The following is a 9,661-nucleotide window of genomic DNA, read 5'->3' as shown; positions in this document are numbered from 1 at the left end:
CGACCGCTGGACCTCGACCTTTCACCGCGTCGTGAATCCGGATGCTGCGCTCGGGTCACCCGCCGCTGCTAGCCACCGCCGCCAGAGCATGCCGTTCTTCCACAACGCCAATTACTCAACGATCGTGGAGTGCTTGCCCTCGTGCCTCGCCGACGGCGAGGCCCCGCGCTATGAGCCCGTCATGGCGGGGCCGCACCTCGCGGGCAAGACGACGAAGAGCGTGGCCCCGCCCGCATGACGTCACCCACAATTGGTTTCGCGACCGCGCTCGAGCAACTCACGCCGGCCGAGGCGGTGCGGCTCGCGGCGCTCGCCGAGCAGCACGGTTTCAGCGGCACGCTCGCGGGCGACACGGCGCAGCCCTTCACGCCGACGCAGGGTCAAGCGGGGTTTGTCTACGGCGTCATGTCGGCACTCGGCGCGCAGACAGCGGGGGAGCTCGGGGTGGGAGCCCTCGCGCCAACGTTCCGCTGGCATCCGGCGCTCGTGGCCCAGGCATCCGCCACGCTCGCGAGCCTCTACCCGGGGCGGCACTGGCTCGCGCTCGGCAGTGGTGAGGCGATCAGCGAGCACATCGTTGGCACCTATTGGCCCGAGCCCGCGGAGCGCATCAACCGGATGTTCGAGGCCGTCACGATCATCAAGAAGCTCTTCGCTTCGGGTGTGGCCGGGCGTGACGTCAAGCACGAGGGCCGCTGGTACCAGCTCGAATCGACGCGGCTGTGGACGAGTCCCGAGTCGCCGCCCCCCCTGCTCATCGCCACGGCGGGGCCGGTGACGGCTCGGCGGGCCGGTCAGGTAGCCGATGGACTGCTCATCGACTCGGTACCGATCGACAAGATCGCCACGCTGCTGCAGCGCTTCGACGACGGCGCGCGCGAGGCCGGCCGCCGTCGTGAGGCGGGGCAGCACGCGCTGCGCGTGCACGTCTCATGGGCTCCGACCGACGACGAAGCGATGGCCAACGCCCTCGCCGAGTGGCCGCAAGCGGGCATGCGCTTCGCGAAGAGCGACATCCGCTCGCCGTACGACCTCGAGCAAATCGCCAAGCTCGTGCGCCCCGACGACTTCGACGAGCGGATGCTCATCTCGAGCGATCTCGACGCACACCGTGCGAACATCCAGCGTTACCTCGACCTCGGCTTCTCGCGCATCTACTTGCACAACGTGGGTCGCAACCAGGATGCGTTCATCGAGCTCTTCGGCCGCGAGGTGCTGCCGCGGCTGACGCGCTAAGCGTGGCGAGTGCGTCTCGGTTCGTGACGCGCGCATGGGGGCTATGGCAGAGTGATCCTCATGGATGTCATCGAACCCACCGGAATGTACTTCACATTCATGCCTCTCTTGTCTCTCGTGATCGGGGTCGTGGTCTCGGCGGGCCTGTTTGCCCTCGTCGTTTGGGTTCTTTACACAGTGATCTGGAGGGGAGTGCGTCGCGGCCTGCAGGAGTACTACGGTCCGGCGAGCTCTCGCGCTGGCGCACTTCCCGAGGAGTCTGACTAGGGCGCACTGTGGCGATCGGCGTGTGATCGGTGGCGCCACTCACCGCACCCTTAACCGGCAGTGTGCCGCTCGCGGCATGTGCCGCGAACGGCACATAGCCCCCGGGGCGAATCCTCGGGTGCGCTCGTCCGTCGAGCGCACCAGAGGGAGGAGCGTGCACCTCGCGGCGGGATGACTTCGCGGCGGGGCAGAATGGGCGCGTGACCGAAACGGGCGGGGCCGAGACTGCACCGGCAGAACTGCGCGTGTGGGGCATCCCGGGCCTGCCCGAGATTGCGCCGGGGGATGACCTGCCGCGACTCATCGCTGATGCCGCCAGCAGAGCCGGCGTTGAGCCCGGCGACATTCTCGCCGTCACGAGCAAGATCGTGAGCAAAGCCGAGGGCCGCATCGTTGAGGCGGCTGATCGCGAGCAGGCGATCACCGACGAGACCGTGCGGGTCGTCGCGACGCGAGCTCGCGCCGACGGCGGCACGACGCGCATCGTCGAGAACCGGCTCGGGCTCGTGATGGCCGCCGCGGGCGTCGACGCGAGCAACACTGCTGATGGCACCGTGTTGCTCTTGCCCGTCGACCCTGACGCGAGCGCCGCATCCATCAGGAAAGCCGTCGAAGCGTGCGTGGGTGCGCCGATCGGCGTCATCATCACCGACACGGCCGGGCGCGCGTGGCGTGAGGGCCAAACCGACATGGCGATCGGCTCGAGCGGAGTTCGGCTTCTCGACGACCTGCGGGGCACGCACGACGCCGCCGGCAAACTGCTGGAAGTCACGGCACCCGCGGTCGGCGACGAGATCGCCGCGGCCGCCGACCTCGTGAAGGGCAAGTCGAGCGGCATCCCCGTGGCAGCGGTACGCGGGCTCGCCCGGCTGCTCGCCGACGACGCGCCCGGGGCTCGCAGTCTTGTGCGTCCGGCGGCCGACGACATGTTCGCGCAAGGCACGAAAGAAGCGTGGAGCGAGGGCTTCGCCGCCGGCGTGCAGACTATCGACCACAACTGAGGCCTACCCACCGTTCGGCAGACTCTCAGAGCGCGCGACGGCAGAGCATGGCAGAGTCGAACAATGAGCATGACGACGTCGATGTCTGAGGCCGAGCCGCTGAGCGCGGAGGAGTTCGCCGAACTTGGCGCGAGCATCCGTCGGGCCATGAACAGCGTGCTCGACGGCAAGCCCGATGCTGTGGATGCCGCGCTCACGGTCTTGCTCGCCGAAGGCCACCTGCTCATCGAAGACGTGCCGGGCGTGGGCAAGACGATGCTGGCTCGCGCGCTCGCGAAGTGCATCACGGCCACCGTCAATCGCATTCAGTTCACTCCCGACCTGTTGCCGGCGGACATCACGGGCGTCAGCGTTTATCGCCAGCAGTTGGGCACGTTTGAGTTCACGCCGGGTCCGGTGTTTGCCCACATCGTGATCGGCGACGAGATCAACCGTGCGAGCCCGAAGACGCAGTCGGCCCTGCTCGAGTGCATGGAAGAGCAGCAGGTCACGGTCGACGGTCACACCCATCACCTTGAGAGCCCGTTTCTCGTTGTCGCGACGCAAAACCCCATCGAAATGGAAGGCACCTACGCTCTGCCCGAAGCGCAGCGTGACCGGTTCATGGCGCGCATCTCGATCGGTTACCCCGACGCCGAGAGTGAAGCGCTTATGGTGCGCGATCGCGAACACGGCAGCCCGCTAGACCGCCTCGAGCCCGTTGTCGATGTGGCGGGCCTGCGTCGCATGATCGCAACCGTGCGCGAGGTCTATGTGAGCCCCGCCGTTGAGCGCTATGCCGTGGCGATCGTTCAGGCGACGCGCGACGACTCGGCGTTGCGCCTCGGCGCGAGCCCCCGGTCGACGCTGCAACTCGTGCGCGCGAGTCGTGCTCGCGCGGCCCTCGATGGCCGCGACTTCGTGTTGCCCGACGACATCGACGCTCTCGCGACCACCGTGCTCTCGCACCGAATGGTGCTGGTTCCGCGCGCGCAGCATCCCGATGGCAGCACCGTGCGCAGCGTCGATGAGGTGGTTGACCGCATTGTGGCGGCCACGGCGGTTCCCGTGCCGGCGGCGCGCGACTAGGCGTCACTCGTGCCTCGGCTGACAGCCCGTGGCATCGCGTTCCTGGTGACCGCGGTGGGCATTGGCGCGCTCGCCTATGGGTTCGAGCGCCCCGAGCTGCTCACGATTGCCGCGGTTGCCGCCGCGGCGCCCCTCATTGCTTTTGTCACGGTGGCGAGTTCGCGGCCGCGGGTGCGGGTGACGCGACACCTCGAACCGGTCATCGCGACCGAGGGGGAACCCGTTCAGGTGCAGGTCACCGTGAGTGGGCGTGCGCGTGCCGCGGAATGGGTCGAGCGGGTGCCGATGCTTCCCGGATTCGCGGGCCCCGGCCGATTGCGCGAAGTGACGGCGTCGCGCCCCGCTCGCATCGGCTACCGCTATTGGCCCCCGCACCGCGGTCTGCTCTCGGTCGGCCCCCTCGTCATCGAAGACCGTGACCCCTTTGCCCTTGCTCTGCGGGTCGTCGATACGCGGGCGATGGTGGCCCAACTCGTGCTTCCCGCGGTGACGCCCTTGACCCCCGGCCCGGTGCCCGACCCCTCGAGTGAGGCGGGGCCGCGCACGTCACGCTCCCGCGAGCGGGCCGACGATGATGTCGTGACGCGCGAGTATCGCGACGGTGACGCTCTGCGTCGCGTGCACTGGCGCGTGACGGCCCGGCAGGGTGAGTTGATGGTGCGCAACGACGAACCGCAGGCGGGCCCGCACGCTCGACTCATTGTCGACACCCAATCGCTGGGGTATCTCGATGCTCGCGTGGTTCGCGGAGTGAGCGCGCGAGCATCCCGAACCGTGACGAGCGCCACCTTCGAGTGGCTCGTGCGCATGGCGGCCTCGTCGGCCGTGCACCTCGCTGAGCGCGGCTACACGGTCGAACTCGTCACGCCCACCGAGCGCGGCGCCGAGGCGCCGATGGCCGACGGCCCCGTGGGTGACGTGCTCGGTGAGCTCGCGGTGATTGCCCTCGGCCGTCGCCCGGCCGACCTCGATGAGCATGCGCCACCGGGCGCTCCGCCCGTGGTGGCTCTTGCGGGTGCCCCCGACGAGCAGACCCTGCGGTGGATGCTCGCGCAACGCTCATCGCGCGCCCCCGCCGTGGCCCTGCTCGCCGGCCCCGCCGAGCCCGCGCGGCAGCCGTCGCGACAGCCCTCGCAGCGCGACGCTCGAGCGTCGTTCGACGAGACTCGCATCGACACTGACCCCGTGCGGACGGCGTTTGAACGCGCCGGCTGGCGGGTGGTGCGCGTGTCGATTGCTCGCTCGGTCGATGACGCCTGGCTGTCGCTCATGGGCGAGGTGGCCGAGTCAGAGCCCGCCTGGTCAGTGTCGTCGGACGGTGCTCATGACTGAGCGCGTTCGGCCGCGACGCTCGATCGGCCTGAGCGCTGCGGGAGTGCTCGCGATTGCCGCGGCGTCAACCGCGTTCTCGGCGCTCATCGATGAGGGACCGTGGGGCCCGACCGTGCTGACCGTGGTCGTTGCTGCCGTCGCAGCCGCCGCCCTCGTGCGCGTGTTCGTGGAGCGGTGGGCGGTGGTGTGGGCGACCGTGGCGGCCGTGGCCGCGGCCGTCATCGCCCTCACGGTGCTGTTTGCGGCCGACACCGCGCTGCTCGGCGTCGTGCCTGTGCCGGCCACGGTCGAGCGCTTCGCTGCTCTCATCGGAGCGGGCGAACTGTCGATCGCCGAGCAGACGATTCCTGCGATCGCCGACGACGGCGTTCGGTTCATCATGGCGTCGGGGGTGACGGGGCTGGCGATTCTGACGGATGCCGTGCTCGTGCATGGGCGCCGCCCGGCCTTCACGGCCGTGCCGCTGCTCGGCATTCTGGCCGTGCCCGTTGTGCTCGCCCCCGGGTGGTTGCCGATCATGTCGGTGCTCGTGACAGCAGCGGCGTATCTGCTGATGTTGGCGCTGCATCGTCCGGCCGCGAGCGGGGGAGCCGCTGCTGCCGGGCGCGCCCTCGGGGTGGCGGCGGGGGTGCTCGTGACGGCGTTGCTCGTTCCGCCGCTGCTGCCCCCGGTGATCGCGGGCGAGGCGCTGCCCGGCACGGGCGCGGGCGGACTCGTGGCCGGGGTCAACCCCGTGCTCGACCTCGGCAACGACTTGCGGCGCAACAACCCCGTCGAAGCGCTGCGCTACTCGACCGACGCCGACGGCGGGCTCTACTTGACGCTCTCACACCTCGCCGACTTCGAGGGGCAGTCGGTTGAACCCGTGTTGGGTGGCTCGTCGGTGGCGGCTGACGTAGTGGGCCCGCCGGTGTGGCTGGGCAGCGAGGTGGCGACCGAGACGGTCGTGACGAGCATCCGTCTGCAAAATGTGCGATCGCGCTGGGTGCCGCTGCCGTCGGCGCCGGTCACGATTGCGGGGCTCGCCGGGCTGTGGGTCGTTGATGCCGACGGCGTCACGGTGAGCACGGTCGAAGGGACCTTCCGCAACGGCTCGTATCAAGTTGAGAGCCTCGTGGCGGCGCCGACGCCGCTGCAGTTGCGCACCGCGGACGTGGATGCTCCTGACCTCGAGCGGTATCGCGCGGTGCCCGAGGGTCTCGACCCCGTCGTTGCGCGTACGGCGGCTTCCGTCGCGTCGAGTGCCGAGGGCCCGTCGCCGTATGACCAGGCTCTCGCCCTGCAGCGATTCTTCACGAGTGGCGACTTCGTCTATTCAGAAGAGGCCCCCGTCGAGCAGGGTTATGACGGCACGGGCGCCGACATCGTTGCGGCGTTTCTCGAGGCACGTTCCGGCTACTGCGTGCACTACGCCGCAGCCATGACGCTCATGGCGCGCACGCTCGGTATTCCCGCGCGCATTGCTGTGGGGTTTGTGCCCGGAACCGCGAACCCGAACGTACCCGGCGAGTTCATCGTGACGACCGACGACTTGCACGCCTGGCCCGAACTGCACTTCGACGGTATTGGCTGGGTGCGTTTCGAGCCGACGCCCTCGCGCGGGGCCGTGCCCGACTACGCCACCGACGATGTGCCTGCTCCGGGTGAGGAGCCCGCCGTCGACCCCGTCACGGGCGAAACCTTCTCGCCGACGCCCGAAGCCACCGCGACCACCGACCCGGCTGACCCCTCGGCCACGGGCCCCGCGGCCGACCCGAGCGACCTGATCGACGGCGGTGCCGATGGCTCTCTCGACGGCTCGCTCGGCGCCGAGTCGACGGGGGCGGTCGTGGATGCTCGCGCGATCGCTACCGTCGCCCTCAGCCTGCTCGCCGCCCTGCTTGTGCTGCCGGGCCTGTGGCGCGTGCGTCGTCGCGCGGCGCGGCGCCGGTCGCCGGATCCCCTCGACCACTGGCGCGAACTCCGTGACACGGCGCGCGACCTCGGGTTGCCCGCCGACGACACCCGCACGCCCCGCGAGCTTGCGGCCGCGTGGGCCGTGCAGGTCGGGGTGGGCGATGCAGCCGTGCTTGGCCGCGTTCGGTCGGCGCTCGAGGCCCGCGCCTATGGAACTGCAGGCAATACCGCCGCGCGTGACGACCTCGACCTCGCGCTGCGGGCGTTGCGTCGCTCGTCGCCCGTGTGGCGTCGCGCGCTCGCGGCGGTCGCACCGGCGTCGTTGCTCGACCGCATTCCCTCCGATGAGCGGCTGATCGCCGACGCACTCTCGGCTTAGGCTGATCCGATGTCTGCTCGTGTGTCGCTCATCGTGCCGGTGCGCGATGCTGCGAGCGCGAAGAGTCGACTCGCCGAGGGGGGTGGGGCCGACGCGGATGCTCGGCGGGCATCCCTCGCCGTCGCGATCGCCCTCGACACGGTCACGGCCGCCCGCGCCGCCCGCGAGGTGGGCGAGCTCATCGTTGTGGGCTCTCTCGCTGAGCCTCTCGACGGAGTGCGCGTCGTTGACGACCCCGGGCACGGCTTGCTTGTGGCGATTGGCGCGGGTCTCGCCGCGGCCGATCCGTCGGCACCGACCGCGGTCTTGCTCGGCGACCTCCCCGCGCTGCAGCCGGCCTACCTCGATGCCGCACTCATCGCGGCAAGCGAGCACCATTGGGCTTTCGTGCCCGACGCTGAGGGAGACGGCACAACCCTCGTCGTCGCGGCGGCCGGGCTGCCTCACTCACTCCGTTTCGGCGCCGACTCGGCCGAGCGGCATCGCGACGCGGGCTACGCCGAACTCGCCGTGCGCCCGCACTCGGGCTTGCGCCGCGACGTCGACACCCCCGACCAGCTCGCGTCTCTCGCCGCTCTCGCCGATGCGGGCGTCGTGCTGCTCGGCGCGCGCACGCGCGCACTGCTCGACGCCTGACGCGCGCAGCCTCCTCGCGCAGGGAGGAAGGCGCCGGAGTGAGGGGCGCGCCGGGGTTAGTCGCTCGGCGGGCCGCCAGCCGCAGCGGCTGGGTCCATCCAGAACGGGTCCCAGTAGTGTCCGTCGGGGTCTTGGAAGGCTCGGCTGTACATAAAGCCGAGGTCGCGCGACTCCCAGGGTGAGCCGCCGGCCTCGACGGCGCGGGCGACGAGAGCGTCAACATCGTCCCGACTGTCGCAACTGAGGGCGTATTGCGCGCCGATCGCTGCGTGAGAATCCGCCACTCCCTTGCCCGGAGTGAAGCTGCTGAAGAATTCGTGCGTCAGCAACATGACGAAGATCGTGTCGCTCACGACGATGCACGACGCGTTCTCATCGGAGAACATCGGGTTGAGGGTCCAGCCGAGCGCCTCATAGAAGGCGGTCGACCGGGCGACGTCGGCGACGGGCAGGTTGATGAAAATCATGGTGGGCATGGGATCCACTATGCCCCCGATCGCACCTCGGCGATAGAGAGCGTGAGCCGCCGGCCCGTGGCCGCGTAACCCTCGGTTCGGTGCGACTGGGCGACCGAGACACGCTCCGGGTCGGGCGTTCCGTAGGTCGTCGTGCGCTGGCGCGCGACGCGACCGATCGAACTCGCCAGCTCTTCGAGCTCAGCGACCGTCTTCTCCGAACCGTTGTCGGCGCCCGCCATGCGGCTGATCGTCTCTTCCATGAGCGTGCCGCCCACGTCGTCGGCCCCGCCCTGCAACATGAGCTGCGTGCCTTCCGTGCCGAGCTTGACCCACGAGGTCTGAATGTGATCGATGCGACCGTGCAGCATCAAGCGCGCGACCGAGTGCACCGCGCGATTCTCTTGAGCGGTCGGGCCGGGTCGCGCGACGCCCGCGAGGTAGACCGGCGAACTCGCGTGCACGAACGGCAGCAACACGAACTCGGTGAACCCGCCGGTGTCGTCCTGAACGCGCGCGAGGGTGCGCAGGTGGCCGACCCAGTGGTGCGGAGCATCCACGTGCCCGTACATCATCGTGCTCGACGAACGGATGCCCAGCCCATGCGCGGTGCTGACAATCTCGATCCACTCGGCGGCGGGCAACTTGCCCTTCGTGAGCACCCAGCGCACCTCGTCGTCGAGAATCTCGGCCGCCGTGCCCGGAATCGTGTCGAGCCCCGCCTCTTTCGCCGCCGTCAAGAAGTCGGCGAACGACAACCCGGTTCGGGATGCTCCGTTCACGATTTCCATCGGACTAAATGCGTGCAAGTGAATGCCCGGCTGGCGCTTCTTCACTTCGCGCGCGAGGTCGAAGTAGGCCGTTCCGGGCAGGTCGGGGTGGATTCCGCCTTGCATGCAAATCTCGGTCGCGCCGAGCGCCCACGCCTCATCGACGCGGTCGCCGACCTGCTGCATCGAGAGCGTGAAGGCGTCGGCGTCGGTGCGTCGCTGGGCGAAGGCGCAGAACCGGCAGCCCGTGTAACAGAAGTTGGTGAAGTTGATGTTGCGGTTGACGACGTATCCGATCTCGTCGCCGACGGTGTCGCGCCGCACTCGGTCGGCGAGGTCGGCGAGCGCGTCGAGGTCGGCGCCGTCGGCGTGCAGAAGCGTTAGGTAGTCGTCGTCGCTCAAGCCGGCGGGAGCATCCTCGGCCCGACGCAGCACCGCAGCGACGCCCGTGCTCACGGCAACCGTGCGGTCGCGCGCGCCGCTCGTCGCTTCGCGCAACTCCGCCCAGTCGCCGTACACGTCGTCGAAGTCGCTGCGGGTTTCGGTGCGCCGACCCTCGGTGTCGATCGCAACGTGCAGGTCGGTGCGTCCGGTGCCGGCGCGGCTCGCCCAATCGGGGTC

9 protein-coding genes and 1 pseudogene are annotated in these 9,661 nt (G+C 69.6%); 8 read left to right on the top strand and 2 right to left on the bottom strand.

Translation table 11 applies throughout. The features are described 5' to 3' along the window. The 8 genes and pseudogenes from SFU54_RS00290 to cofC all read left to right on the top strand — a co-directional run. A pseudogene (locus SFU54_RS00290) lies at nucleotides 1–238 on the top strand (hypothetical protein); the annotation flags it as partial. Continuing rightward, nucleotides 235–1,236, top strand: coding sequence for a TIGR03557 family F420-dependent LLM class oxidoreductase (locus SFU54_RS00285; protein WP_319014328.1), 1,002 nt, complete (start codon nucleotides 235–237; stop codon nucleotides 1,234–1,236). The pseudogene SFU54_RS00290 and the gene SFU54_RS00285, both read left to right, overlap by 4 nt. A gap of 60 nt (nucleotides 1,237–1,296) precedes the next feature. Then, the gene (locus tag SFU54_RS00280; RefSeq protein ID WP_319014327.1) at nucleotides 1,297–1,503 is read left to right on the top strand and encodes a hypothetical protein; all 207 of its coding nucleotides are present in this window, start codon (nucleotides 1,297–1,299) and stop codon (nucleotides 1,501–1,503) included. Nucleotides 1,504–1,703: 200 nt separating this feature from the next. Continuing rightward, the gene (locus SFU54_RS00275; RefSeq protein ID WP_319014326.1) at nucleotides 1,704–2,504 is read left to right on the top strand and encodes a coenzyme F420-0:L-glutamate ligase; all 801 of its coding nucleotides are present in this window, start codon (nucleotides 1,704–1,706) and stop codon (nucleotides 2,502–2,504) included. A 69-nt stretch (nucleotides 2,505–2,573) separates the two neighbouring features. Next, nucleotides 2,574–3,572, top strand: coding sequence for a MoxR family ATPase (locus SFU54_RS00270; RefSeq protein ID WP_319014329.1), 999 nt, complete (start codon nucleotides 2,574–2,576; stop codon nucleotides 3,570–3,572). A gap of 9 nt (nucleotides 3,573–3,581) precedes the next feature. Further along, nucleotides 3,582–4,904, top strand: a complete 1,323-nt coding sequence (locus SFU54_RS00265) for a DUF58 domain-containing protein (protein WP_319014325.1) — start codon at nucleotides 3,582–3,584, stop codon at nucleotides 4,902–4,904. Then, the gene (locus SFU54_RS00260; RefSeq protein WP_319014324.1) at nucleotides 4,897–7,179 is read left to right on the top strand and encodes a DUF3488 and DUF4129 domain-containing transglutaminase family protein; all 2,283 of its coding nucleotides are present in this window, start codon (nucleotides 4,897–4,899) and stop codon (nucleotides 7,177–7,179) included. Before SFU54_RS00265 ends, SFU54_RS00260 begins: the two co-directional genes overlap by 8 nt. A 9-nt stretch (nucleotides 7,180–7,188) precedes the next feature. Then, nucleotides 7,189–7,815 (top strand): 2-phospho-L-lactate guanylyltransferase, encoded by a 627-nt coding sequence (cofC, locus tag SFU54_RS00255; RefSeq protein WP_319014323.1) that lies wholly within the window; start codon nucleotides 7,189–7,191, stop codon nucleotides 7,813–7,815. 56 nt (nucleotides 7,816–7,871) lie between these two features. Here the strand turns inward: cofC and SFU54_RS00250 are convergent, their stop codons facing one another. Together SFU54_RS00250 and cofH are read right to left on the bottom strand one after the other, a co-directional pair. Then, entirely contained in the window at nucleotides 7,872–8,291 is a 420-nt protein-coding gene (locus tag SFU54_RS00250) for a VOC family protein (protein WP_319014322.1), read from the bottom strand. A gap of 8 nt (nucleotides 8,292–8,299) precedes the next feature. Further along, nucleotides 8,300–9,661, bottom strand: a 1,362-nt coding sequence (cofH, locus tag SFU54_RS00245) for a 5-amino-6-(D-ribitylamino)uracil--L-tyrosine 4-hydroxyphenyl transferase CofH (RefSeq protein WP_319014321.1), incomplete at its 5' end; no start/stop codon positions are given.

This window comes from Microcella sp. (assembly GCF_033763155.1).
Lineage (GTDB): Bacteria > Actinomycetota > Actinomycetes > Actinomycetales > Microbacteriaceae > Microcella.
Note: the sequence above shows the minus strand (reverse complement) of the source record. Positions and strands in the feature narration are given on the sequence as shown.

Coding starts and splice junctions, on each gene's coding strand:
- cofC (WP_319014323.1), top strand. CDS start 7,189: ATGTCTGCTCGTGTGTCGCTCATCGTGCCGGTGCGCGATGCTGCGAGC.
- SFU54_RS00280 (WP_319014327.1), top strand. CDS start 1,297: ATGGATGTCATCGAACCCACCGGAATGTACTTCACATTCATGCCTCTC.
- SFU54_RS00285 (WP_319014328.1), top strand. CDS start 235: ATGACGTCACCCACAATTGGTTTCGCGACCGCGCTCGAGCAACTCACG.
- SFU54_RS00260 (WP_319014324.1), top strand. CDS start 4,897: ATGACTGAGCGCGTTCGGCCGCGACGCTCGATCGGCCTGAGCGCTGCG.
- SFU54_RS00270 (WP_319014329.1), top strand. CDS start 2,574: ATGACGACGTCGATGTCTGAGGCCGAGCCGCTGAGCGCGGAGGAGTTC.
- SFU54_RS00250 (WP_319014322.1), bottom strand. CDS start 8,291: ATGCCCACCATGATTTTCATCAACCTGCCCGTCGCCGACGTCGCCCGG.